The 24,579-nt window shown below is 70.2% G+C and carries 19 protein-coding genes and 3 pseudogenes; 5 read left to right on the top strand and 17 right to left on the bottom strand.

From position 1 onward, the window contains the following. From AB0H86_RS14725 to AB0H86_RS14665, 13 genes and pseudogenes are all read right to left on the bottom strand, one after another. Positions 1–661 (bottom strand): annotated as a pseudogene (locus tag AB0H86_RS14725) (FHA domain-containing protein); the annotation flags it as partial. A gap of 103 nt (positions 662–764) precedes the next feature. Next, on the bottom strand, positions 765–2,111 hold the full coding sequence (locus AB0H86_RS14720; protein ID WP_362437178.1) for a VWA domain-containing protein: 1,347 nt from the start codon (positions 2,109–2,111) through the stop codon (positions 765–767). Between the two features lie 111 nt (positions 2,112–2,222). After that, the gene (locus AB0H86_RS14715; protein ID WP_362437176.1) at positions 2,223–3,581 is read right to left on the bottom strand and encodes a protein phosphatase 2C domain-containing protein; all 1,359 of its coding nucleotides are present in this window, start codon (positions 3,579–3,581) and stop codon (positions 2,223–2,225) included. Further along, complete coding sequence (locus AB0H86_RS14710) at positions 3,582–6,170, bottom strand: tetratricopeptide repeat protein (RefSeq protein ID WP_362437174.1); 2,589 nt, start codon at positions 6,168–6,170, stop codon at positions 3,582–3,584. It abuts the gene before it with no gap. Then, on the bottom strand, positions 6,167–7,501 hold the full coding sequence (locus tag AB0H86_RS14705) for a hypothetical protein (protein ID WP_362437172.1): 1,335 nt from the start codon (positions 7,499–7,501) through the stop codon (positions 6,167–6,169). Before AB0H86_RS14705 ends, AB0H86_RS14710 begins: the two co-directional genes overlap by 4 nt. Before the next feature lie 45 nt (positions 7,502–7,546). Beyond that, positions 7,547–8,605: a glutamate ABC transporter substrate-binding protein gene (locus tag AB0H86_RS14700; RefSeq protein WP_362437170.1), complete on the bottom strand. Its 1,059-nt coding sequence runs from the start codon at positions 8,603–8,605 to the stop codon at positions 7,547–7,549. 14 nt (positions 8,606–8,619) lie between these two features. After that, positions 8,620–10,110, bottom strand: coding sequence for a hypothetical protein (locus AB0H86_RS14695; protein WP_362437168.1), 1,491 nt, complete (start codon positions 10,108–10,110; stop codon positions 8,620–8,622). 632 nt (positions 10,111–10,742) lie between these two features. Beyond that, on the bottom strand, positions 10,743–11,732 hold the full coding sequence (locus tag AB0H86_RS14690; protein ID WP_362437166.1) for a BadF/BadG/BcrA/BcrD ATPase family protein: 990 nt from the start codon (positions 11,730–11,732) through the stop codon (positions 10,743–10,745). Then, positions 11,723–12,988, bottom strand: coding sequence for a 6-phospho-beta-glucosidase (locus AB0H86_RS14685; protein WP_362437164.1), 1,266 nt, complete (start codon positions 12,986–12,988; stop codon positions 11,723–11,725). The genes AB0H86_RS14690 and AB0H86_RS14685 overlap by 10 nt, the downstream gene beginning before the upstream one ends. Before the next feature lie 7 nt (positions 12,989–12,995). Next, entirely contained in the window at positions 12,996–13,889 is an 894-nt protein-coding gene (locus AB0H86_RS14680; RefSeq protein ID WP_362437162.1) for a carbohydrate ABC transporter permease, read from the bottom strand. Position 13,890: 1 nt separating this feature from the next. Then, positions 13,891–14,859, bottom strand: coding sequence for a sugar ABC transporter permease (locus AB0H86_RS14675; RefSeq protein ID WP_362437160.1), 969 nt, complete (start codon positions 14,857–14,859; stop codon positions 13,891–13,893). 2 nt (positions 14,860–14,861) lie between these two features. Further along, entirely contained in the window at positions 14,862–16,205 is a 1,344-nt protein-coding gene (locus tag AB0H86_RS14670; RefSeq protein WP_362437158.1) for an ABC transporter substrate-binding protein, read from the bottom strand. Between the two features lie 59 nt (positions 16,206–16,264). Beyond that, on the bottom strand, positions 16,265–17,476 hold the full coding sequence (locus AB0H86_RS14665; protein WP_362437156.1) for an ROK family transcriptional regulator: 1,212 nt from the start codon (positions 17,474–17,476) through the stop codon (positions 16,265–16,267). A 458-nt stretch (positions 17,477–17,934) separates the two neighbouring features. Between AB0H86_RS14665 and AB0H86_RS14660 the strand changes: the two genes are divergently transcribed. Further along, positions 17,935–18,288, top strand: coding sequence for a hypothetical protein (locus AB0H86_RS14660; protein ID WP_362437154.1), 354 nt, complete (start codon positions 17,935–17,937; stop codon positions 18,286–18,288). Positions 18,289–18,321: 33 nt separating this feature from the next. Here AB0H86_RS14660 and AB0H86_RS14655 read toward each other — a convergent pair. Next, a pseudogene (locus AB0H86_RS14655) lies at positions 18,322–18,612 on the bottom strand (transposase family protein); the annotation flags it as partial. Between AB0H86_RS14655 and AB0H86_RS14650 the strand changes: the two are divergent. Next, positions 18,606–19,220: pseudogene (locus AB0H86_RS14650) on the top strand (transposase); the annotation flags it as partial. The pseudogenes AB0H86_RS14655 and AB0H86_RS14650 sit on opposite strands and share 7 nt — an antisense overlap. Before the next feature lie 145 nt (positions 19,221–19,365). On the opposite strand, the gene AB0H86_RS14645 reads toward AB0H86_RS14650, so the two are convergent. Then, a complete protein-coding gene (locus AB0H86_RS14645; RefSeq protein WP_362437152.1) occupies positions 19,366–20,595 on the bottom strand; it encodes a hypothetical protein in 1,230 nt (409 codons plus the stop codon). Between the two features lie 636 nt (positions 20,596–21,231). Here AB0H86_RS14645 and AB0H86_RS14640 point away from each other — a divergent pair. Further along, entirely contained in the window at positions 21,232–21,384 is a 153-nt protein-coding gene (locus AB0H86_RS14640) for a hypothetical protein (protein WP_362437150.1), read from the top strand. A gap of 130 nt (positions 21,385–21,514) precedes the next feature. Next, entirely contained in the window at positions 21,515–21,637 is a 123-nt protein-coding gene (locus AB0H86_RS14635; protein ID WP_362437361.1) for a hypothetical protein, read from the top strand. Between the two features lie 197 nt (positions 21,638–21,834). Here the strand turns inward: AB0H86_RS14635 and AB0H86_RS14630 are convergent, their stop codons facing one another. Together AB0H86_RS14630 and AB0H86_RS14625 are read right to left on the bottom strand one after the other, a co-directional pair. Next, complete coding sequence (locus AB0H86_RS14630; RefSeq protein ID WP_362437148.1) at positions 21,835–22,449, bottom strand: Uma2 family endonuclease; 615 nt, start codon at positions 22,447–22,449, stop codon at positions 21,835–21,837. Positions 22,450–22,587: 138 nt separating this feature from the next. Next, positions 22,588–23,688 carry a mechanosensitive ion channel family protein gene (locus AB0H86_RS14625; protein ID WP_362437146.1) on the bottom strand — a complete coding sequence of 367 codons (1,101 nt, stop codon included), beginning with the start codon at positions 23,686–23,688 and terminating at the stop codon, positions 22,588–22,590. Between the two features lie 351 nt (positions 23,689–24,039). Between AB0H86_RS14625 and AB0H86_RS14620 the strand changes: the two genes are divergently transcribed. Next, complete coding sequence (locus AB0H86_RS14620) at positions 24,040–24,576, top strand: HNH endonuclease (protein ID WP_030670120.1); 537 nt, start codon at positions 24,040–24,042, stop codon at positions 24,574–24,576. Positions 24,577–24,579 lie beyond the last annotated feature (3 nt).

Genomic DNA, 24,579 nt, shown 5'->3' with positions numbered 1-24,579 from the left:
CAGAGGGACCACCAGGACCAGAGGGACCACCAGGACCAGAGGGACCACCAGGACCAGAGGGACCACCAGGACCAGAGGGACCACCAGGACCAGAGGGACCACCAGGACCAGAGGGGCCACCGAACCCGCCCTGGCCACCGGGACCCGAAGGATCACCGAACCCGCCCTGGCCACCAGGACCGGAAGGTCCACCGGGACCGGGCCCACCCGGGCCGCCCTGCCCCGGCTGGTTGCCGAACGGCGGGCCCGGCGGGATCGGCTCGGCGGGCCGGTTCACCTGCGAGGGGCGCGAGCCCTGGTAGTCGTACCCGTCACCGCCGCCGTACGACGGCCCCGGCTGCTGCTGGAAGCGGCCGGCCGGGTTGGGGCCGGGCGCGGGCTGGTGCGGGGCGGCCGGGGTGTACGAGGTCGCCGTGTTGGTCAGGAAGTTCCACCGGCACTCCTCGCAGAACGGCGCTCCGCCCTCACGGGGCGTACGGCACTGCGGGCAGAGCTCTCCGCCGGGTTGACCGGGCTGCGTGGCCTGGGGCGGCGGGAAGCCGTACCCCCCGCCCGGGGGCGGCGGCGGAGGGGGCGGGGGCGCGGAACCGGCCATGCGGTGACCGCAGACCTCGCACCAGTCGTCGGAACCCGACTGGTGTCCGTTCGGGCAGGTCGGCATGTCGGCGCTTCCCCCTCTCCTTGTCCGGTCGCGACGACCGGTTGTCTCCAACCCCAAGGGGTCAGGCTCGCTGCTTTTCGGTGCTTCACATGATCGTGCTACGTCACTTCTTTACACGAACAGTCTTTGTGGACCGTGTTTCGAGAGTCATCTCGTCGGCGTCCTCGACCTTCGCCTTCAGTCGCACAGTACCTGTCGCGGCATCGACCACGTCCACCACCTTCGCAAGCAGTTTCGCAGTATCCGCGTTCCCGGAGTCGCTGGCGAGCTGAACGGCCCGGCCCAGTTTGGCCGTTGCTCCATCCATATCTCCCGCTTTGCGAAGATCCAGGCCCTGTTGGATGGCTTGTGCCAGTTCTGCCTGCCCGGTGTAGTGGGCGACCTGGGGGTTGATCGACGTCGACGCGACCATGTCGTCGGTCCACACGGCCCGTACCAGACCCTGGGCGCCGAGGTTCTGGACCGTGTTGTCGGGCTGCGGGACCACCAGGGCGACCCGGGCGGCGAGCATCTCCTGGCCGATGTTCGCGACCGGGACCTCGACACAGACGTGGTAGTCACGGGACTCGTCGCCCCAGGATCCGGTGGGGTAGTCCCCGGCGCGCGGGCCTGCCTCCGTGCGACGGTCGGTGAGTTCCTCGACGGTCGGCGCGACCTGCTTGACGAACTTCACCGTAGTGCCGACCGGGGTCCACAGCCGCAGGGCGACGTCCGCGACCTCCTTGCCCATGGCCGTCTCCATCATCTGCGTGAAGTCGGCGGCGAGCGCGGCCGGGTCGGCGACGATGTCGGCGGTCCCGAGCAGCGCGGAGGCGATCCCTGTGACTTCTTTCACTTCCCAGTCGGTGCCCACCCCGCGGGCGTCACAGGTGAAGCGGCCGGCGCAGGCGTCCAGGGAGGCCTTCAGGTCCTCGGGCGACTCGTGTTCGTTGCGGCCGTCGGTGAGCAGGATGCCGTGGCGGATGGCGACGTCCGCGGAGGCCAGCAGCCGGTCGGCGAGACGCAGCCAGGTGCCGATGGCGGTGCCGCCGCCCGCGCTGAGCTTGCGCAGGGCCTGTTTGGCCTGGTCGCGGGTGATCGCGTCGGCCACCGCGAGGCGGCCGTCGCCCGGATAGACCTCCTTGGCGACATGCGTGCCGCCGATCACCGCGAAGTGCACACCGTCGCGCAGGGTGTCGATCGCGGCGCCGGTGGCGTCACGGGCGTTGCGCATCTTGGTCGCCGGGTAGTCCATCGAGCCCGAACAGTCCACCATGATCGCCACCGCCGCGGAGGGGCCCTGCCCCGGCGCGTAGAGGTGGGGCGCCGCGACCGCGCTTCCGAGCGTGCCGCCGCCGGTGGAGGTCACCGTGACGATCGCGTTGACCTCCCGGCCGCCCTCGGGCAGGTACTCGTTCTGGTACACGTCCACCGAGAACTGCGGCACGTTCGACTTCGAGAAATTGGCCATGCCTGATCGAATCCCCCTCGAACCCCGCCGAGGCGGGGCACTGACTGTGGACGGACCGGTCCCCTCCGGTCCGTCGAGGCTTCCCCGTCGCCGCGCGATGCGTACGCGGCCTCAGGCCGATCCTGCCCCCTGAGGCGGCGCCGGGAACGGCAGGACGGCCACTGTTACGTTGTCGTGGCCCCCGCCGTCCAGGGCGTGACCGACCAGAACGCGGGCGCTGTGCAGGGGCCGCACGGCGGCGTCCAGCGGCAGCGCCTCGGCCATCTCCTCGGCCCCCTCCGCGTAGTTCCACAGGCCGTCCGTGCACACCACCACAACTCCCGGCCGGTCCGGCTTGAACGCAGCGGTGTGCGGCTCCAGTTCGTACGCGTCCGCGCCGAGCCAGCCGGTGATCGCGTGGGCGCGCTCGTCGGCGTACGCCTCGGCCTCGTTCATCAGGCCCGCGGCGACCATCTGCGCCGCCCACGAGTCGTCCTCGGTGAGACGGGCCGGGGGAGCGCTGCGGTCCACCGGCACCCAGTAGGCGCGGCTGTCGCCGACCCAGCCGACGATCAGCAGACCCGACGTCACCACCGCGCCGACCAGAGTGCAGGCGGGGGCGTTCTGGTGCGGGGCGTGCTCGCGGGCCGTGGCGGGCTCGGCGGCCAGCGAGTTGACCGCGCGGGAGGCGGCGACGATCGCGTCATGCATGGCCTGCTGCGGGTGCGTGCCGAGCGGCAGGGCGGCCAGCAGCGCCTCGCTCGCCACCCGGGACGCGGCCATGGAGGCGTCGTCGGGGCGGGTCGCGGAGGACACGCCGTCGCAGACGATCGCCAGCAGAGCGGGCGAGCCGTCGGCCAGCGCGGTGCACCCGAGGCCGAACGCGTCCTCGTTGCGGTGGTGGCGCCGGCCCCGGTCGCTGACGGCGGCGACCGGGCCGTACTCCTGCTCCATGTGGTCGCGTTCGCGCGGCTGGGCGTGCCCGCAGTTCTCGCAGTAGCCGTCGCTGTCGACGCGGCCCGCCCGGCAGGCCACACACACCTTGGTGCCCTCGGCCGGGGTCGGGACGCCCGGCGTCACCCGCGGGTCCGGTGCCTGGAGCGGGTACTCGTCGGGCTCCGGCGGATGGTCGAAGCGGACGCCCGTGGCCGGGGACACCGGGGAACCGGCGAGCGGCGGCTGGGCCGGCACCGATGGCTGGCCCGGCACCGTCGGCAGGGCGCCGCCACCCGAGTCGGTGCCCGGGAGGTCCGTCGGCAGGTGCGCCGGGGCAGGTGTCCCGGAGCCGCCGGTCTCGGGGACGGGCCAGGGCACACCGGCGGCGCGCGGCGGGGGCGGCGCGCTGCCGTTCATGGCGATGGTCGGGTTGTCGTCCGGCCGTACGGGCACGGCGGACAGGTCGTATCCGCACGCACCGCAGAAACGGTCACCCGAGTCGAGCGGTTCCTCGCAGCTCGGGCAGGCGGACAGCTGGGGCATCTGCGACATCAACTACACCCATGTCCGGGGGCGGTAACGGTTGGCACGTTCCACCAGGTCGATCCTCTCCTCGCCGCCCGACGCCAGCCGGGCCAGCGTGCGGTACGAACGTTCCAGGCCGAAGCGCAGGCCTCGCTCGTCCAGGCCGCTGCCGAGCAGCGTCCGTCCCCCGGCGGCCCCGGGCGGGACGGAACCCTGGCCCCCGGAGAGTATCCAGTCCAGCGCGCAGCCGAGGACTTCCGCCGACAACTGCTCACGCCGGGCCGGATCCAGACCGTACGCCTCCAGGGCCTCGATCTGACCGGCGGCCGCGGTCAGATCGTCCAGGAAGGGTACGTCGGAAGCGGCCGCGGTGCGTTGTCGCAGCCTCGCCCGTACGGCCGCCACGCGAGCGGCGGTGTAGTGGATGGACGACTCCGGCACCGACTCCAGCGTTCTCACGGCGCTACGGCGGTCCCCGGCCGCGAGCTGGACGCGGGCCAGGCCGAAGGCGGCGCCCACATAGCTCGGGTCGGTCGACCAGACCAGGCGGTAGTACTCGGCGGCGTTGTCCAGCTGGCCGAGCACCTCCGCGCACAGCCCGAGCGCCAGCTTGGGGGCCATCTCGCCCGGGAAGGCGTCGTAGATCGCGTCGAAGGCGAGCGCGGCCGCCTCCTGGTCGCCGGTCACCAGGGCGGCCACGCCCCGGTACCAGACCACCCGCCAGTCGTCGGGCCGCTCCTCCTCCAGCCGCAGCAGGGCCTCGTGCGCGGTGTGCGTGTCGCCTTTCTGCAGCCAGGCGCGGATCTGCCTGAGCCGGGTCTCGGTCGACGGGGCCGGCGCGGCGGCGAGAGCCCCGAGCAGTTCGGCCGGAGCGGTCGTCATCAGCCCGGCCAGGAACCCGGCGTTCGGGTCGCCCGGGTCGACGTGCGGGACGGGCAACGCGAGGCCCGCGGCGGGGGCTTCGACCGGCTTGACGAGGCCGGAAGCAGCGGCGGCGACGGGGAGGAGGGAACCCGGGGAACCGGGGGAACCGGCGGAGGAGGAGCGTGCGGGACGCGCCACCCGCGCCCCCAGCCGTGACACCTCGCCGTCCAGCTTGGGGAACAACACCGTGTCGGTGACGCGGACTTCGGGCCCGAACAGGGTCGACAGCGCGGGCCGCGCCCGGCCCGTCTGCAGCGACACGACCTCCCGAAGCACGCCCGTCAGCTGTTCCGACATCTCCTGGGCGGAGGCGAACCGGCGGGCCGGGTCGGGGTCGGTGGCCCGGACCAGCAGACGGTAGAAGGACTCGTACTGGCGGAAGACCTCGATGTTGTCCGGGTCGGGCAGGGAGTCCACGAAGACGTTCGTGTAGCCCTGGAAGTCGAAGGTGAGGACGGCGAGCGTACGCGCGACGGTGTACAGGTCGGACGCCACGGACGGGCCGACCTCCGCGACCTCCGGCGCCTGGTAGCCCACCGTGCCGTAGATGGCCGACTCCTCGTCGTCCATCCTGCGCACCGCGCCCATGTCGATCAGCTTGAGCTGGTCCTCGGTCTGGATCGCGTTGTCGACCTTGAAGTCGCAGTACAGCAGGTTGCGGCTGTGCAGATGGCCGAGCGCCTCCAGGGCCTCGATGCCGTACGCGCACCCCTGCTCCACCGGCAGCGGGTCGCGCTTTCCGGCAGGGCTGCGGCGGGCGTTGGCGATCTCCTTGAGGGACTTGCCGCCGACGTACTCCATGACGATGTACCCGTCCAGCGAGCCGGTGCGCTGGTCGAGGTGCTCGACGAAGTTGTAGATCCGGACGATGTTGGCGTGCTCGATCTCCGCGAGGAAGCGCCGTTCGGAGATCGCCGCCGCCATCGCGTCCTGGTCGCCGGTGTCGAGGAGACCCTTGAGGACCACCCAACGGTCCGACACCGCGCGGTCCACGGCGAGGTAGACCCAGCCGAGGCCGCCGTGCGCCAGACAGCCCACGACCTCGTACTGCCCGTGCACGACGTCGCCGGTCTTCAGCTTCGGGACGAACGAGTACGGGTGGCCGCACTTGGTGCAGAAGCCCTCGGTGCGCCCCGATCGGTCACCGCGGGCCCGCCCCACCGGCGCCCCGCAGTCCGAGCGCGAGCAGAACCGCTTGCGCTCGGGCACCTCGGGGTTGTCCAGCACCATCGCGCGCGGGTCGGGCCGCGGCACACCCGGCACCTCGACCAGTCCCGCGCCGAGCCGCCCGCGACTGGACGAGCCCGCGCTCGCACCGGAGCTGCGCACCGACACCAAGCGGCCCGTGGACTTGCCCGACACCGACCGCGACAGCCGCCCCGACACCGAGCGCCGGGACTTCGACGAATGTGAGGACGTACGCGAACTGCGGCTGCTGGAGCGGGAACTGCTGCCCGACGAACCCCGGGAGCCGCGGCCGCCGGCGGTGATCCCGGTGGGCGGCGAGCCGACCATGCCGGTCGCCGACACGACGGGGGCGAGACCGCAGGTGTCGCAGTACAGCTCGCCACCGCCCACGTCCTCGTACGCCCCGCCGCAGCCGGGCCGCTGACAGCTCCGCGGCGCCTCGCTCTGCTCCGCCTGACCTGGCTCTGCCTGGCTCTGCCGCGCCTGGCCCTGCTCTGACCGACTCATGACGACGACTCCCCCCTACCATCCTCGGGTCCGTCCTGACCGGGCACCCGCGGGGCGCCGAGCAGTTCGGCGGCCGCCCGCTGGTAGCGCAGGACGGCCTGTTCGGCGACGCGCAGGTCGCAGGGCGCGCTCCACAGCATGCGGCGCGCCGCGTCGTACCGCTCCACCAGGAACGGGTCCTCCGCGAAGCCGTGCCGGGCGACCTTCGCCTTGTACGCGTCGAGGCGGCCGCGCAGTTCCGCGCGGACCGCCAGGGGCTGGGTGACCGCGGTCAACGACTCACGGGCGCGCAGCAGTTCGTCCTCCGCCTTCCGCTCCAGGGAGTCCAGGAGCGGGGACAGGCGGTGCCACTGGGCGTGTCTGCGGTACTCGGCGGCTGTCGACAGCTGCTCCTGCAGCGCGGTCGGCGGGCCGCCGACCACCGGCACCTCGGTGGCCGCGATCTTCGCCAGGACCTCCCCGCGCGCGGTACGCGCCTCGGCGAGCGTGCGGTCCGCGCGGGAGAGCACGTCCCGCAGCGTCACCAGCCGGGCCTCGGCGTCCTGCCGGACCGTGAGCACGGCGTCGATCTCCCGGCGCACATCCTCAAGGGAGCGCGCCTCCCGGTCGTAGACCGTGGTGTCCGGTTTGCCGCCGCCCGGGGCCGAACTGCCCGGCGCCGGCACCCAGAACGCCAGCGGGTCGGAGACCACCTGCTCGCGCAGTCGGGTCAGCGTGCGGGTGATCCGCTCCAGGTCGTCGCCGGCCGGGTGCTCGCCCGGGCGCACACCGACCGAGTGCGCGAGCCGGCGGGTGCGTTGGAGTTCCGCGGCCAGTAAATCGATCCGGGCGGGCAGCGCCGACCACACCGCGTCGGCGGCGACGACCATGTCCAGCGAGGTCGCGTACAGCTCGTTCATCCGGTCCACGAGCGTGACCAGCGTGAAACGCTCGCTGAGCTTGCCCGGACCGCCGTGCAGCGTGGGCGCGTTGGCGGTTGCGGTGGCGGAACCGGCGACCGTGACGGCCTCGCCGCGCAGCAGCTCCGTCAGCTCGACCAGGTCCTCCCGGCTGGACCAGCGGCGCCGGGACCGGATCTCGCGGGCGCCGCGCAACGCGTCCGTGTACGCGTCGAAGTACGCCCACAGCAGGGTGATCGACGCCTCCGCGCCCGTCCAGCGCTCCTTGGTGACACCGGTGAGGTCGGCGCCCTCGAGGAGTCTGCGGCCCGCGTGGTCCTGCAGGGCGAGGAGCGAGGTCTCGATCGCCTCGTGCTCCGCGCCGAGCCGCGCCAGCGCACGGTCCACCTCGTCCCGGTCCATCACCGGCCCGGCGGGGTCCGTGACGCCCATCGATCACCTCTCGCTGCGTTGTGTTCCGTCAGTGTTGATGGTCCGTCAACTCTTGCGCAGGTACTGCGGGGCCGGCGGCTCCGAGGTCGAGGAGTCCTTACCCAGTGTCGCCGAAAGCCACCTGTCGTACGACGCCTGCCAGCCGTCCGTCCTGTCCTGGCGGTAGTCCACTAGTATCTGGTTGACCCGGCGTACCAGATCGTCGGCGTCCTTCTTCATCGCCACGCCGTAGTACTCGACGGTGAAGGGGTCGCCCTTCAGCTCGACCGTGGGGTCCTGCGCGGCCTGGCTCGCGGCGAGCGCCCCGTCGGTGACCACCGCGTCGACCTCACCGAGCTGGAGCCTGACGAGACAGTCGAGTTGGTTGGGCACGGTGGTCTTCAGGTCCGCCGAGGAGACGAGGTCGCCCGCCTCCTGGTCGCCGGTGAGCTTGGTGTTGGCGGTGGAGCCGGTCGCTGTGCAGATCTTCTTCTTCGCGAGCGAGTCGTCGTACCCCGTGATCGGTGCGGACTTGGGGGCGAGGACCTGCTGGCCGGTCTCGAAGTAGGGGGCGGAGAAGGCGACGTCGGACAGGCGGGCGCAGTTGATGGTCATGGTGCGGACGACCATGTCGACCCGGCCGTCCTGGATGGCGGGGATACGCTGGTCGGTGGGGATGGCCTTGAACTGGACGTCGTTCTCGTCGCCGAGGATGTCCTTGGCGATCTGATGGACCAGGTCGATGTCGAAGCCCTCCAGGTCGCCGGTGCCGCCGCTGTTGGGGTCGCGGTAGCCCCAGCGGTAGCTGTTCTGGTCGACTCCGACGATCAGCTTGCGCTTCTCGCCCGTACGGTTCTTGATCGCCTCGATGGTCTTGCCGTCGGCGCCCGACGGGGACAGGGTCTGCTTCTCCGGCGCCTTGCGCATCGCCGGTGTGGGGCAGCCGTCTTCGGCCCTGGCCTGGGTGACCCGGGCGAGGCCCGATCCGCCGGTGCCGGGGCCGCCGTCGCGCGGCTGGGTCAGTGGCAGCAGCAGCGCGAAGGCCAGTGCGACGGCGCACACGACAGCCATCGCCCCCACACCGCCCCAGCCCTTCAGGCGGGCCCGCAGTCGTCGTCCTTGCATCGTCACGCCCCCTTTCACCGGTACTCCGAAAGCCTGCGCCCGACGCCCAGCACCGCGCCGGCGGCACCCAGGACCGCGAGGACGGCGGCGCCGGCCGAAAGCCCCGTCATCGCGGACAGGCCGTCACCGGCCGACTGCTCGAACTCGGTCGTCTCGTGGTCGATCGCCTTGGCGAGATTGGCGTCGACGCTGTCGAAGCACTCGCCGGTCGCTCCCTTGGCGCCTATCACCCTCGCCAGCGCGTTGGCGTAGTTGCCGTTCTCGTCGTCCGCGCGGGCCGCGCCATGGCGCTTCTTCCACTCCGTCATGTTGCCGACGGCCTGGGTGACCGGCTGCTCGCCGGTCGTGTCGTCGGCGAGCTTCTCCGCCTCGGCGAGGCCCTTGCCGAGGGTGGCCATGTTGGTCTTGAAGTCGTAGTCGTAGGCGTCGACGCTCTCAGCGCCCACCTTCTTGGTCTCGGCGCCGCGGGCCACCAGGGTCAGGTTCTCGTTGCCGCGTGCCTTGAGGGAGGCGATCCGGGCGTCGTGCAGCACGTTCAGCGAGCGGACGCCGTCGTCGTAGGAGGCGTTGAGGTCCGCGCGCGCGACGCTGTGGCCGACGACCAGCCAGAGCAGGACCACCGTGGCGGTGGCCGTGCCGGCGACCAGGCCGTGGTTCAACACCCGGTTGGTGCGCCGGTAGTTGCGGTGCTGGGCCCAGGCAAGACCGGCGAGTGCGAGGACGCCGAGGCCGATCGCCGCCCACGGGTAGGGCGTGGCGTCCCCGTAGTCGGCGCGCAGCCGCTGGTTCTCCTTGGTGTAGAGATCCTCGGCCTTCGGGAGCATCTCCTTCTGCATCTTCTCGTTGGCGTACCGCAGATACGCGCCGCCGACCGGGAAGCCCTGCCGGTTGTACGTCCGGGCCCGCTCCACCAGGCCCTTGTACTCGGGCAGCAGCCGGTTCAGATCGGCCACGGTCGCCGCCGCCGGGGAGCCCGGGTCGGAGTTGGCGGCGGCCTCGACGAGGCCCTCGGCGGCGTTGTCGATGTCCTTCTCGTACCGCTCGCGGGACGCCGCCGACTCCTGGCCGCCGGCCAGGAAGCCGCTGGAGGCGGTGGTGTTGGCGTCGGCGAGCGAGCGGTAGATGTCGGCCGCGGCGGAGCTGAGCGGCTGGCTGTTGTTGAGGACGTCGTCGGCGGCGGCCGACCGGTCGGCCGTCTGCCAGGCGGTGACGGCGCCGAAGGCCACGACGAGGAGCGCGAGGACGGCGCCGATGATGCGCAGCCGGCCCGGTTCGGTGGTGGCGGCCGCGCGCAGGCGGTCGGCTCCCTCGGCGAACGCGGTACGCCGTGCCTGCGGAGGCGTGGGGGGCGACGGCCGGCCGGGGTCGCCCTGCGGGCCGCGCCGGGCGTACTGATCCGGCCGCCCCGGCCGCCCCGGCGGGGTCGGCTGCGGTGGTACCGCCGGCATGGTGGGCACGCCCGGTGCCGGTGGTGGCGTCGCGCTGCTCTTCGCCGGGTGTGTCACTGTTTGACCTCCCCCATGGTCATCCGTCGCAGCAAGTATCGCTGGCGGGACTGACATCCGCATCGGCCTTGGCTGGATCTTGATCGGATCGCAGTGCGGAATGCCTGCCGGCGGCTTGATCGCGCCCCCTTCACCACCCCTTGCCCATGTATACGCCGTGGGAATCTGTTCGGTTCCCCCTCCGGCGGTGGGTGTCGGCGGGTGCGTCGTGGCGCGCGGCCCTGGGGGCTCCGCCCCCAGACCCCCGTGTCGGCCTGAAGGGCCTCGTCCTCAAACGCCGGACGGGCTGGGGGTGGCGGGGCCGGTGTTTGAGGGTGGACCGGTGTCTCAGCAGCCCTGGGGGCTCCGCCCCCAGACCCCCTGTCGGCCCGAAGGCCTCGTCCTCAAACGCCGGACGGGCTGGGGGTGGCGGGCCGGCGTTTGAGGGTGGACCGGTGTCTCAGCGGACGAATGCGTTGTGGCGCGCGGCCCTGGGGGCTCCGCCCCCAGACCCCCTGTCGGCCTGAAGGGCCTCGTCCTCAAACGCCGGACGGGCTGGGGGTGGCGGGCCGGCGTTTGGGGGTGGACCGGTGTCTCAGCAGCCCTGGAGGCTCCGCCCCCCGACCCCCGTGTCGGCTCAAGGGGTCTCGTCCTCAAACGCCGGACGGGCTGGAGTGAGCGAAGTGCGCTCGTAGCCGCTCGTGGGCCTCCTCGGGTGCCTGTGCCCGGTCCAGGCCCAGCAGGGCTGCCCCCAGTACCGGGGGCGCGGTCACCACGCGGGGGACCGCCTTGGGGGCGCGGGTCGCCAGCAGGTCTCGTACGCCGTCGTCGAGTTGGGGATGGCGGGCGGCCAGGACACCTCCGCCCAGCAGCACCGGGGTCTCCTCCTCCAGCAGGTCGAGCCGTGCCAACGCCACCGTCGCCATGGTGACCACCTCCTCGGCCAGCCGGTCGACGATGGACCGGGCGACCGGGTCGCCGTCGGCCGCGGTGGCGAACAGCACGGGAGTCAGCTCGTGCTGTCGGGCGGGCTCGATGTGCTCCAGGTGCAGGGCCTCGACGAGGGCGTACATGGAGGTGAGGCCGAAGTGGGCGGGGATGGTGCGGGCCAGCGTGGTGGGGCCGCCGCGGCCGTCCTCCGCGCGGGAGGCGTGCCACAGGGCCTCCTCCGCCAGGCCCCAGCCGCCGCCCCAGTCGCCGGAGACCCGGCCGAGCGCGGGGAAGCGGGCGGTGCGGCCGTCGGGGCGCATGCCGACGCAGTTGATGCCCGCGCCGCAGACGACGGCGACCCCGCGTGGCTCGGTGACGCCCGCGCGCAGCACCGCGAACGTGTCGTTGCGGACCTCGGTACGCGCCCCCCACGCGCGCGCGTGCAGCGCGGCCGTCAGTTGCTCCTCCTCCACGGGGAAGTCGGCGTTGGCGAGACAGGCGGAGACATGGTCGGCCGACTCGACGCCCGCCGCGGCGAACGCCCGCTTCACCGCGTCCGCGACCTTGTCCACCGCCTTCTCCACGCCCACCGCCGGTGGCCGGAACCCGCCGCCGCGGGCCGCGGCGAGGACGGTTCCGTCGGCCGCCACGACCGCGACGTCGGTCTTGCTGTTGCCCGCGTCGACGGCGAGGACACTTGCGGTCAGGCCCACGCGAGGTGCTCCCGGTTGTGTGCGATCAGCTGGTCGGTGAGGGATTCGGCGTACGCGTACTGGCCGACGAGCGGGTGGGCGAGCAGGGCCCGGAAGACCCGGTCGCGACCGCCGTGCAGGGCGGCCCGCAGGGCCAGGTCCTCGTACGTCGTCACGCTCGCCATCAGGCCCGCGTACAGCGGGTCCACGGACGGCACGGACAGCGGGGCCGGCCCCTTGGGGCCCACCGCCGCCTGTACCTCGATCACCGCGTCGTCCGGCAGGAAGGGCAGGGTGCCCCGGTTGTACGCGTTCACCACCTGGTAGGTACTGCCGCCCTTGCCGAGCAGGGACGCGGTCAGGTCCACGGCCGCCTCCGAGTAGAAGGCGCCGCCGCGCCTGGCCAGCAGCTCCGGCTTCTCGTCGAGCGCCGGGTCCGCGTACAGGTCCAGCAACTCCCGTTCCATGGCGGCGACTTCCGCCGCCCGGGAGGGCTTGGTGCGCAGCTCCCGTACCACCTCGTCGTGCGCGTAGTAGTAGCGCAGGTAGTACGACGGGACCACGCCCAGACGGTCCAGGAGGGGCCGGGGGAGGTGCAGGTCCCCGGCGATGTCCGTGCCGTGGGCGGCCAGGAGTCCGGGCAGGACGTTCTCGCCCTCGGGGCCGCCGAGGCGCACGCCCGTCTCCCAGGTGAGGTGGTTGAGGCCCACGTGGTCGAGGTGGACGTCGGAGGGTGCCACGCCGAGCAGCCCCGCGAACTTCCGCTGGAAGCCGATCGCCACGTTGCACAGGCCGACCGCCTTGTGGCCCGCCTCGAGCAGGGCCCGGGTCACGATGCCGACCGGGTTGGTGAAGTCGATGATCCAGGCGTTCGGGTTGGCGCGGCGTACGCGTTCGGCGATGTCCAGGACCACCGGGACCGTGCGCAGAGCCTTGGCGAGGCCGCCCGCGCCGGTCGTCTCCTGGCCGACGCAGCCGCACTCCAGCGGCCAGGTCTCGTCCTGCTGACGCGCGGCCTGGCCGCCGACGCGCAGTTGGAGCAGGACGGCGTCGGCGCCCTCGACGCCCTTGTCCAGGTCGTCGGTCGTGACGATCCGCCCGGGGTGCCCCTGTTTGGCGAAGATGCGCCGGGCCAGCCCGCCGACCAGCTCCAGGCGTTCGGCCGCGGGGTCGACCAGGACGACTTCCTCTATGGGCAGGGTGTCCCGCAACCGCGCGAAACCGTCGATGAGTTCGGGGGTGTAGGTCGAACCGCCGCCGACCACGGTGAGTTTCATAGATGGATCAACCCTTTACGCCAGTAAGAGTGACGCCTTCGACGAACGCCTTCTGGGCGAAGAAGAACACGAGGAGCACGGGGGCCAGGACCAGCACCGTCGCGGCCATGGTGAGGTTCCAGTCGGTGTGGTGGGCGCCCTTGAACGACTCCAGGCCGTAGGAGAGGGTCCACGCGCCCGGGTTCTCCGAGGCGTAGATCTGCGGGCCGAAGTAGTCGTTCCAGGCGTTGAAGAACTGGAAGAGGGCGATGGCGGCGATGCCGGGCTTCGCCATCGGGAGGATCACCTTCAGCAGGGTCCGCAGGTCACCGCAGCCGTCCACCTTGGCCGCGTCCACATACTCGTTGGGGATTGTCATGAGGAACTGGCGGAGTAGAAAGATCGAGAACGCGTCGCCGAACGCCAGCGGGATGATCATCGGCCACAGCGTGCCGGACAGGTCGAGCTGCTTCGCCCAGAACAGGTACATCGGGATGACGACCACCTGCGGAGGCAGCATCATCATCGAGATCACCAGCATGAGCGTCAGATTGCGGCCCCGGAAGCGGAACTTGGCCAGCGCGTACGCCACGGGAACCGAGGAGATGACGGTCAGGACCGTCCCCAGCCCGGCGTAGATCAGCGTGTTCTTCCACCAGGTGAGGAAGCCGGGGGTGTCGAAGACCCTCCGGTAGTTCGCCCATTCCCAGGTGTGCGGGATCAGGTCCCGGCTGAGTGCCTGCGAGTCGCTCATCAGGGAGGTCAGGAAGACGAACACGAAGGGGAGGGTGAAGAAGAGGGCGGCCGCGACGCCGAGGGAGTGGACCGCGATCCACTCCAGGAGTGCCCTGCGGCGGGCGGTGCGCTCGGCGGGCGAGGCTGGGGCCTTCAACTCCACCGGCCGGTCCAGTACTTGGGTCATGTCAGTCACCTGCCTGGATGAGACCGCCCCGGCGCCGCATCAACAGCGCGGTGAACGCCATCGACAGGGCGAACAGGACCAGAGCGACGACACAGGCGGAGCCGTAGTCGAAGCGCTGGAAGCCGAGGTTGTAGACGAGTTGGGGGAGGGTGAGCGTGGAGTGCTCGGGGTAGCCGGGCTGGAACTGGGTGCCCGCGCCCTGGATCACGCCCGAGGCGACCTTTCCGGCGACCAGGGGCTGGGTGTAGCACTGCATCGCCGCGATCACGCCGGTGACGACCGCGAACATGATGATCGGCGAGATGTTCGGCAGGGTGACGAACCGGAACCGCTGCCACGCCGACGCGCCGTCCAGCTCCGCCGCCTCGTACTGCTCCTTCGGTACGTCGAGCAGCGCGGCCATGAAGATGACCATCAGGTCGCCGACGCCCCACAGGAACATCAGCGTCAGGGCCGGCTTGGACCAGGTGGGGTCGTTGAACCAGCCCGGTGCCGGGATGCCGATGCTCTCCAGCATGGAGTTGACCGGTCCCGTACCGGGGTTGAGAAGGAACGCGAACGCCATGGTCGCGGCCACCGGCGGGGCCAGGTAGGGCAGGTAGAAGAGGGTACGGAAGATCCCCGTACCCGTCTTGATCTTCGTGATGAGCATGCCGATCCCGAGCCCGAACAGGACGCGGAGGGTCACCATGATGACCACCAGCCACAGCGTGTTGCGCAGGGCGGGCCAGAAGAAGGGGTAGTGCTCGAAGACGTACGTCCAGTTCTTCGTCCCGCTCCAGGTCGGCGGCTTGAAGCCGTCGTAGTGCATGAACGAGAAGTAGATCGTCGAGAGCATCGGGTACGCGAAGAACACCGCGAAACCGATCAACCAGGGCGAGAGGAAGGCGAGGGTGCGCAGCGCCTGTTTCCGCTGCTTCGCACGGAGGCCGGGGGGCCGGTGCTTCGCCCGCAACATGTGGGTGGCCATGACTACTTCGCCTGCGCGATATCCGTGTCGATCTGCGCTGCCGCCTTCTTCAGGCCGGCCTTGAGGTCGGTGGTCTTGCCGCTCTCGTAGTCGTAGCCGAGCTCCTGGATGGTGGTGAGGTAGACGCCGCCGTTGATCGAGGACGGGGCGGTGGTCGAGTGCGGGTTCGCGGCGATGTCGAGGAAGGTCTTGAAGCGCGGGTCGTACTTCAGCTTCGGGGACTTCAGGGCCGCGAGCGTGGAAGGAACGTTGTGGATGGCGTTGGAGAAGCCGACCACCGCGTCCGTGTCCGTGGTGATGTACTTCAGCAGTTCCCAGGCCGCGTTCTGCTTCTGGCTGGTGGCGGCGATGCCGGCGATGGTGCCGGTGATGTAGCCCTTGCCGTACTGGTCGGCCTGGTCGTCGGAGACGGGCAGCGGGGCGACGCCGATCTCGAAGCCGGGCTTGGCGTCCAGGGCCATGCCCAGGCGCCACTCGCCGTCGAGCTGCATGGCGACCTGGCCGGTCTGGAAGGGGTGCTTGGCGCCCCACTCGTCACCGAGGCCGGAACGGAACTTCTCCAGCTTCTGGAAGCCGCCGAGGTCGTCGACCAGCTTCTTCTGGAGGGTGAAGGCGTCGGCGACGGCCGGGTCGGTGGCGATCGTCGACTTGCCGCTCTTGTCGAAGTACGTCGGCGAGAACTGGCCCATGTAGTGCTCGGTCGTGGTCTCCCAGCCGTGGTAGTTCGGCATGAAGCCGAGCTGCTTGTACGTGTCGCCCTGGGTGATCGTCAGCTTCTTGGCGTCGGCCGCGAACTCGGACCAGGTCTTGGGCGGACTGGTGATGCCGGCCTTCTTGAACGCGGTCTTGTTGTAGTAGAGGCCGTAGGCGTCGCCCAGCAGCGGGGCGGCGCAGCGGTTGCCGTCGTACTGGGTGTACTCGCCCATCGCCTTCGGGAAGGTGGTCGCCGGGTCGATATTCGACTTCTCGAAGAGCGGGTTGAGGTCGACCAGCGCGCCCGACGAACAGAACTTGCCGACGCCGTTGGTGGTGAACGACGAGATCACGTCCGGCGCCTTGCTGCCGCCCGCGCGCAGGGCCTGGTTGATCTTGTCGTCGGTCATGTTGCCGACGACGTTCACATGGATGTTGGGGTGCGCCTTCTCGAAGCCGGCGATCAGTGCCTTCACGCCCTTCACCTCGTTCGGCGCGCTCCAGGCGTGCCAGAAGGTGATCGTCGTGTCCTTGGACGCGTCGTCGGTGGCTCCGGAGGAGGACTGGCCCGTACAGGCCGTGGCGAGGAGGGCGAGAGAAGCAGTGAGGGCAAAAGCCGCCTTTCGGGCGACTTCGGGGATGGCTGTGGGCATGACGGGGTCTCCCTAGGACCAGGGCGAGGTGATGGTGGGTGTGCGAGGGGTGACGCGGTTCAGCGCGAGGTGTCGAAGACCTCGTCGCGGGTCGTCGCGAGCGCGCTCTCCAACGCGCCGCGCAGTACGGGGTGTTCACGGACGTCGCCCACAACGAGCCGGGGCCGGGGTGCGGCCAGCTCCTCCAGTTCGGCCTGGACGAGGGCGCGCAGTGGCTCCCCGCCCGAGGTGAGCGAGGCGCCGCTGAGGACGACGAGTTCGGGGTCGAGGACGGAGACGAGCGAGGCCAGGCCGGTGGCGAGGTTCGTCGCGTAGGTCTGGAGCAGACGCCGGTGGAGGTCGTCGTCGGCCGCCGCGGCGCGGGTCACGAGAGCGGCGGCGACCTCGGGATACGGGCCCGAGGGGATGTCCTGGACGCCGAGTTCACGGGCCAGCCGGGGGATCGCCTGCGAGCCGGCCAGTTCCTGGTAGCCACCGCTGTTGGCCTTGGCCACCTGGCGGACCAGGGGGGTGCCCGGCACCGGCAGGAAACCGACCTCGCCGGCACCGCCGGTCCAGCCCCGGTGCAGCCGCCCGCCGAGGACCAGGGCGGCGCCGAGGCCCCCCTCGCTCCAGAGCAGTACGAAGTCGCCGTACCCCCGCGCCGCACCGAGCCGTTGCTCGGCCACGGCGACGAGGTTGACGTCGTTCTCGTACTCGACCGGCATCGGCAGCGCCGCGGCCAGTTCGTCGAGCAGTGCGGGGGAGTGCCAGCCGGGGAGGTGGGAGGCGTAGCGCAGCCGGCCGGTGCCCGGGTCGAAGGCGCCGGGGGTGCCGATGACGAGGCGGTGCAGGTCGTCGCGGGCGAGCCCGGCCGCCTTGACCGCGCCGTCGAGGGCGTCGGTGACCTGCTGGACGACGGACTTCGTCGACCGCCTGCCGGGGGTGGGCAGTTCGTGTTCGCCCACCGTCCGGCCGGTGACGTCGGCGACGGCGGCCAGGATGCGCTCCGGAGTGACGTCGATCCCGGCGGCGTACGCGGCGGCCGGGTTGACCTCGTAGAGCTGGGCGCCGGGGCCCGGACGCCCCTCGGTGGTGCCGGTCGCGAGCACCAGCCCCGAGGCCTCCAGCCGGGCCAGCAACTGGGAGGCGGTCGGCTTGGACAGACCGGTGAGCTTGCCGATCCGGGTACGGGACAGCGGCCCGTGCTCCAGCAACAGGTCCAGCGCGGCACGGTCGTTCATGGCGCGCAGGACGCGCGGGGTGCCCGGCGTACCGGCGATTCCTGCCATGGGGTCGACACCTGCCTCTCGGCCGTACAGCTTCCCAGTGATCAAGCCGGGAAGTCCATCCGGCGATGACTGTTAGGAAGGTTTCCTATCTGATGGCCTGGACCATAGGCCCGGTGCGGAGGAGGCGTCAATAGAGAGCTTCCGCGGCAATGGAGTCGTTACCTGCGGGGGCGGAGCCGGTTACCTGCGGGGCGGCTGTGTGTGGGGCGCGGGGGTCGGGTTGCTGCGCGCGGGGGGCGTGAGACTGGGCGAACGCCGCTCTTCGGCGGTCTGAAGCCCATGTCCAAGGCGTCGGAGCGCCTCAACAAGGCGCGGGCCACCCCAGGCTTGTCCCGTAGCTGCTGGTCACGGCGATGGTCGGGTGCGGAACTCGGTAGCTGCTGAGTTGACGTTGCCGGTAAGGTCCGGTCCTCCGACCGGCCGTACCAGCGGCTTCCCAGGTTCAGAGAGCGGCTCACATGACCAGCCAGCGACCAGCGACGACCCTGTGGCGCCCCACTGGCCCCAAGGAGCTGGACCTGGTCCGCGATCTGAACTGGCGTGCGTGGCCGCCTCGGCTTCCCGAGCAGCCGATTTTCTACCCGGTCCTCAACGAGGACTACGCGATCAAGATTGCGCGGGACTGGAACGTGAAGCACGACGGTGCGGGCTTCGTCACTCGTTTTGAGGTCGAGTCGGAGTTCTTGAGCCGGTATCCCGTCCAGCAGGCCGGCGGGCAGACGATCCTCGAGCTCTGGGTTCCGGCTGAGGAGCTGGACGACTTCAACGCCCACATTGTCGGCGAGATCCAGGTGGTCCACGAGTTTCACTGAAGCAGGGAGGCTTGCTGACGGGGCACGCCAGCCCAGTGCGGGCGAGATCCGCAGCAGCCGTCCGGCTGGGTCGGTCACGACCTGCACGTTCACTCCGTGCCGGCGGTGCTTGTGGGAGTAGCCGGCCCGGCCGTCGCCAACCCGGTCACACTCCGCCAAAGTGCCGTCCAGCAGGACGTAGTCCGGGTCGGCTTCGCGCAGGGCACGCAGCAGCCCGGGCGCGCGGTCGGCGAGCAGATCGACGACGGCTGCCGCGTAGGCGTGGGCGGTGCCGATGGAGATGCCGAAGCCGGCGGCAAGCTGGGCGAGGGTGTCGTGTTGACGTCCTCGCCGCAGCCGGCCCGAGGGCCCTCACCGTGCTCCGGTCGGCGCGGGCCGAAGTGCGCTCGCGGGTCTGGGGGCTGGCCAGGGCAAATGGTCCGGCCGCTGACGGCAACGTGATCGTGGACATCAACGGCGTGCCGGTGCTCGCGCTCTCCGAGAGTAGGACGCCACCGCGACCTGGAAGAAGGCCTTCGGCCAGCATCTGCTTGTCGCGTTCGTAGTCCACGGCCCGGCCCGGCCCGGCCGGGTCCGGCGAGCCGGCGGCCGCCCTGCTGCGGCCCGGCAACCCCGGCTCCAACACCGCAAGCGATCACATCGCCACCACCCAACTCGCCCTCGCTCAACTCCCCAAACTCCTGGGGCGGGGCCGGCAGACACTGATCCGCACCGACTCCGCCGGCGGCACCGGCACCCACGCCTTCCTCGACTGGCTCGCCAGGCCGGGCCGGTGGCTGTCGTATTCCGTCGGAATGACCATCACCGACGCCATCCACCAGGCCGTCCTGAAGATCCCGAAGAAGACATGGACACCGGCCTACGACGCGGGAGGCACCGAGCAGCCCGGCGCCTGGGTCGCAGAGATCACCGACTTGCCCGACCTGAGCACCTGACCGAAAGGCATGCGGCTGATCGTCCTGAAACACAACCCCGAGCTACCGAAAGGTTATGCCTTCATGCGCGTACAGCCGGAAGATCACCCGAACGGAATCCCCGTTTGACCCCGCGTTCCAAGGTCGGTTGGAAAATGGGTTCTCACACCACTCGCATCGCGTACACATGGCGGTTCCCCACGTACTCACCGAGGCCCCACACCCAGCCGCCCCTTCCGCTCCGTTCCTCGTAGCTCAGGTCTTCCGGCCCGCGCGGCACCTGCCACGTTGCCACGGCGGTCCCGACGCCCTCGCCGTTGAGCGGCACGGTACTGAAGAGCCCCTTGCCGCCCACGCCGTCACTGACGGAGAGGTGCAACCTGTTGCGGATGGCGACCGCCCCCTGAATTCCACGCTCAACGGGCAGGCCGCTCCCCCGGTTAACCCGGTAGACCGACGATGACCGAGCAGTCGTACCGCTGGACTGCAGCGATCCGCTGTTGTATTCGAAGCTCCACCGGCCCACGATCTGATTTTCGTACGTGGGCCGGTTCTCGGGATCCTGGTTGTCAAACGAGTTCACGATGAGACTGGTCCGCCGGATCGGCCCCTGGAGCGAGGTACGGTCAACCGAGACCTGCGAGAACGTGAGCCTCTTTTTCGATGCCTCATCCGCAGTGTAGATGCGGCTCAAAGGCATCGCATACTCATACGGGGTGTCGCCTCCGGGCTTGAACAGGTCATCGGTGTTGAACACCAAGAGCGCGCCATTCTCGCTGTCCGTGACATACAGTCGGTTCCGGTACCACGCCAGGCCTCCCGCGTGCAGGCCGGAGAGCGCCTCGGTGGTGTACGCGTCTTTACCAGACCGTTTCGCTCTCACCAGCGTCACGTAGTGGTACCGCCGATCGTTGCCGCTGCGATCGATGACGGCTATGCGAGCGCCCTCTTTCGACGATGACTTGTTGTACCAGGAAACCATCATGCGCTTGCCGTTCCGGCCCCACGCGTCGTAGTACGTCGTGACGCCCTGGGGATGCCAATGGGCTGTGTTGGCGTCCTGGTCGTTGGGGGACCAGCCGAAGACAAACTCGGGCTTGGGCGAGTCAGTTGGCCAATTGAGATCCTCGGCCGTCACGTTGGTGACCTGCCACGCGCGCGCCAGCGAAATCGTCGCCGCGTTGTACCGCCTGCCGCCGTACTTCCGTATGAGCCATCGGATTCCCTGCACATTGGCGCTGGTCTCGGCAGGGTTGTAGGTCAGGGTGAGCGGGGCTTCCACCTGAGCGGCCTGAGACGCCATCGCCGACTCCGGCACCAGTAACCCGCCCGTTGTCGCCACGAGCGGCGCCGCCGCCATCCCCCGCAGGATCGTCCTTCGTGTTGAATTCATGACCAATCTCCCCCTCGGTAAGAGCACAGAGTTCGCGTCTTGCCTTGAATCTCTTGCATGCGAGCGTGGAACGGCATCCGCCCTCCTCCAGCGGCTGTTCACGACCCTCGCCATCCAGCCCATGCTTGATACGGCACACCGGCTCCGCTGATCCGCCTGGCGACGCCGTACCAGGTCCGAGCCCAGGCCGGCCATTACCACCGATTCGCGGCTCACCGACGTGTGCCGCCTGAAGTCGGATAACTTCCCTTGGCCTGCCCATGCACCGTCCGCTGCCCGACGACAGCTAGCCTCGCTGCGCCATCGCGGTCCTGGCCCGCGCCCAGCAGGACGCGATCTGCCCGGCCGCCGTAACCAGGCGGGCTGGCGGCCAAAGTGCCTGAAACCCTCAGATACTCATGAGGCATGTATGTCTCGGACCATTTGGCTCACTTGTCTCGAGGAAGGCTGCTTCCGAGCGCTTCCAGCTCTTGTGCATGCCCGCACTCCTTCTGTGATGGGACCGACGTCCGGTCGACCCCGGTCCACTAGGCGCCGTTACGTGTCGGCACCGTGTCGTGCCGACCGTCGGAAAACCTTCGGAAAGTCTTGAATCGTCCGTGGTCCACTGGTCAGCGGCATATACACCGGTAGTGCGTGATCACGACACGGGGCCGAGAGACGCTGTACGGGTACCTGTCTCGGCTGCGACAGGTGCTGATGGAGCTGGGGCCGGACATCGTTCGGGAGCTGAGTGGCTACCGGCTCACGGTGGAGGCGGCGGCGGTGGATGTGCATCTGTTTCCGTGATCTGGGGGGACAGGCCCGTGAGTTGGACGCCGATGAGCCTGCGGTGGCGTTGTGGGAAGGGGCGCTGGGGCTATGGCGAGGGGGGGCGGTCGCCGCGGCGGACGGCCCGTGATTCAACGCTCAGCGCACCCTGCTAAACGCGGAGAGGCTGGCCACACAGGTCAATCTGGCAGAGGTACAGCTGCGTCTGGGACAGCACGCGAGGGTGGTGGCCGAGTTGTCCGCCCAGGCCGAACAGCACACCGCTAGATGAGCCGGTGGCGGGGCCGCTGATGCGTCCGTGCTGGCGGGCCGCAGGCGGGGGCCGGGGACCCGCACGGAGAGCCGTGGTCTGCTCATGCTCACCTTTCTGACGGACGTGCGTGGCGAGCGGATCGTGGTTGTTCAGGTGACCTGGTTCGGCTGAACAACAGCGGGAGATTCGAGGAGCGGCGCGGGGAGCACGCGTGGCTAGTCCGTGATGAACGGGGCCGTGTCCACAGTGGGATACGGCTCCGAAAGCAGAAGCGGCTTCCCGAGGTCGACCTTGGTGTCAGTGGCGTAGTAGGCCTCGGTGGGGTCGTCGCCGGGGAGGACCGGGTCCGTGTAGCAGTGGGCCGTCTTGGAGTGACGGTCGATGAGGACGTAGACGGGGACGCGGGCGGCGGCGTAGGTGCGGAACTTCGGGCCGGTGTCCGTCTCGTGGTTGGTTGAGGTGACCTCGCCGACGAGGGCGAGCATGTCGATGGGGTACCAGCCCGGATGGGTGCCGTAGTGCGCCTCGTCGGCCGTGGTCGGCTTGCGGTGCAGGGCGTAGAAGTCGGGGATGAGCAGGGCCGTCGTGCCGCCGCTCCGGTCGGCGAACCGGTACCCGTTGCCGGTGCCGACGTGGGGGACTCCCGCCGAGCGGAGCTGGAAGAACAGGTTCAGGGCGGTGTCGCTGTGCGGGAAGTCCGGCGGCGACAGCGGCACATGGGCCACCCCGTCGAGGTACTCGGGGCGAATGGGCATGGGCGAGGCCTGTTCGTACCGGGCCAGCAGGGCGACGGGCTCCAGCTGGGACAGGAGGTCCGGCTCGGCGTTCATCGTCGGGGTTCCTCGGTGCTGTCGCGGGGCAGTGGCTCGACAGCACCCTGGAGCCGTCAGCCGGCCGCGGGGGCGTCCAGCCGTACCCCTTCACCCGAACGAGGGTGCCGAACCGATACGGCGCCCCCCGTCGTACCCCTACTTCGGCGTCGGCCTCGGCTGGACGATCGGGGAGGCTGCCGTGGCCTGGGGGGACTCCGTGTTGGCGTATACCGAGGGGGCCGCCACCGCGGCTGTCGGGTCCGCGGACTCGTCGTTCTGGACGAGGACGGCCACGCCGCCCACGATCGGGATGTCCGCCGCGTCGAACGCGCGCTTGATGCGCCAGCGCAGTTCGCGTTCGACGGTGAGGGCCTTGCCCGGCATGGTCTTGGCGGAGACGCGCACGACCATCGAGTCGAGCAGGACGCTGTCCAGACCGAGGACCTCGATCGGGCCCCACAGGAGCTCGTTCCAGGGCTCTTCCTTGCTCATCTTCTCGCTGACCTCGTTGAGGGTCCGCCGTACCTTGTCCAGGTCCTCGCTCGCGCGGACGGTCACATCCACGCCGGCCGTCGCCCAGCCCTGGGACAGGTTGCCGATGCGCTTGACCTCGCCGTTGCGGACGTACCAGATCTCGCCGTTGTCGCCACGCAGCTTCGTCACCCGCAGGCCGACCTCTATGACCTCGCCGGAGGCGACCCCCGCGTCGATCGTGTCGCCGACCCCGTACTGGTCCTCGAGGATCATGAAGACGCCGGAGAGGAAGTCCGTCACCAGGTTCCGGGCGCCGAAACCGATCGCCACACCCGCCACACCGGCGGACGCCAGCAGCGGGGCGAGGTTGATCTCGAAGGTGCCGAGGATCATCAGCGCCGCGGTGCCGAGGATCAGGAAGCTGGCGACCGAGCGGAGGACCGAGCCGATCGCCTGGGAGCGCTGGCGGCGGCGCTCCACGTTCACCAGCAGGCCGCCGAGCGCGCCGCCGTCGGCCGAGTTCACCGAGCGGTTCATCCGGTCTATCAGCTTGGTGATGGCCCGCCGCACCACAACTCTCAGCACCGCCGCTATCACCAGGATCAGCAGAACCCTCAGCCCGATCGCGAGCCAGGTGGACCAGTTCTGCTGGACCCAGCCGGCGGCGTTCGTCGCGCTCTCCTGGGCGTCCTGGAGCGACGGCACCGCCGGAGCGGTCGGCGTCCCCGAGGGGGACGGCGACGGAGACGGGCCGGCGGCCAGTAGGACGGCGGACAAGGACACGGCAGGTACCTCCAGTGCAGCGGCCCGCCCCTCCGGTCGCGGTCAGGGTCGTACGTCGTGGGCGTACGTCGCGGTTCAAGGTCACGAAAAGGTCACCGGTGGGGCAGGCCCACCACACTATCGGGGCATCGTGTGTGGATCGTTGCGATGTTCGAGGGAGAGAACGCGCTCACCTGGGGATGAACAGGTGGGATGAACCGCTCATGATCCTGGGGATGTACTAGATGTGGTCGAAAACACTCCCAGCCCGTTACCGGGACATGGTGGCGCTTCCACCAGGCATGAGGGGAGACTGACTAACGAATCGTCCCGGCGCGAGCCACGCGCCGCCGGCGTCCAAGGAGGCCATCCGTGCCGCATGTCCTGGTCCTGAACGCGTCGTACGAGCCACTCGGCGTCGTACCACTGCGCCGCGCGCTCATTCTCGTCCTGGAGAACAAGGCCGTGTGCCTTGAGGAGTCCGGCGCTTTCATGCACAGCGCTACCGTCACTGTCCCCGCACCCAGCGTGGTCCGGCTCAAGCGATTCGTACGGGTTCCCTATCGGGGGCCCGTTCCTCTCACTCGGCGGGCCCTCTTCGCCCGTGACGGTGGCCGGTGCATGTACTGCGGTGGCGTCGCAACCAGCGTCGACCACGTCATCCCGCGCAGTCGCGGGGGCAAGCACGTCTGGGACAACGTCGTCGCGTCCTGCCGTCGCTGCAACCACGTCAAAGCCGACCGCCATCTCGTCGAGATCGGCTGGCGGCTGCGCCACAAACCCGCCCCGCCAACGGGCCTGGCCTGGCGCATCATCGGGACTGGCCACAGGGATCCGCGCTGGCTGCCGTACTTGCAACCGTACGGCGCGGACGACGCCCTGGCCCGGATCGACGGCATCTCTGCCTGACCA

This window comes from Streptomyces sp. NPDC050997 (assembly GCF_040660135.1).
In the GTDB taxonomy this organism is placed as follows: Bacteria; Actinomycetota; Actinomycetes; order Streptomycetales; family Streptomycetaceae; genus Streptomyces.
Note: the sequence above shows the minus strand (reverse complement) of the source record. Positions and strands in the feature narration are given on the sequence as shown.

Coding starts and splice junctions, on each gene's coding strand:
- AB0H86_RS14700 (WP_362437170.1), bottom strand. CDS start 8,605: ATGCAAGGACGACGACTGCGGGCCCGCCTGAAGGGCTGGGGCGGTGTG.
- AB0H86_RS14630 (WP_362437148.1), bottom strand. CDS start 22,449: ATGAACGCCGAGCCGGACCTCCTGTCCCAGCTGGAGCCCGTCGCCCTG.
- AB0H86_RS14720 (WP_362437178.1), bottom strand. CDS start 2,111: ATGGCCAATTTCTCGAAGTCGAACGTGCCGCAGTTCTCGGTGGACGTG.
- AB0H86_RS14680 (WP_362437162.1), bottom strand. CDS start 13,889: ATGACCCAAGTACTGGACCGGCCGGTGGAGTTGAAGGCCCCAGCCTCG.
- AB0H86_RS14670 (WP_362437158.1), bottom strand. CDS start 16,205: ATGCCCACAGCCATCCCCGAAGTCGCCCGAAAGGCGGCTTTTGCCCTC.
- AB0H86_RS14705 (WP_362437172.1), bottom strand. CDS start 7,501: ATGGGCGTCACGGACCCCGCCGGGCCGGTGATGGACCGGGACGAGGTG.
- AB0H86_RS14665 (WP_362437156.1), bottom strand. CDS start 17,476: ATGGCAGGAATCGCCGGTACGCCGGGCACCCCGCGCGTCCTGCGCGCC.
- AB0H86_RS14645 (WP_362437152.1), bottom strand. CDS start 20,595: ATGAATTCAACACGAAGGACGATCCTGCGGGGGATGGCGGCGGCGCCG.
- AB0H86_RS14685 (WP_362437164.1), bottom strand. CDS start 12,988: ATGAAACTCACCGTGGTCGGCGGCGGTTCGACCTACACCCCCGAACTC.
- AB0H86_RS14710 (WP_362437174.1), bottom strand. CDS start 6,170: ATGAGTCGGTCAGAGCAGGGCCAGGCGCGGCAGAGCCAGGCAGAGCCA.
- AB0H86_RS14660 (WP_362437154.1), top strand. CDS start 17,935: ATGACCAGCCAGCGACCAGCGACGACCCTGTGGCGCCCCACTGGCCCC.
- AB0H86_RS14675 (WP_362437160.1), bottom strand. CDS start 14,859: ATGGCCACCCACATGTTGCGGGCGAAGCACCGGCCCCCCGGCCTCCGT.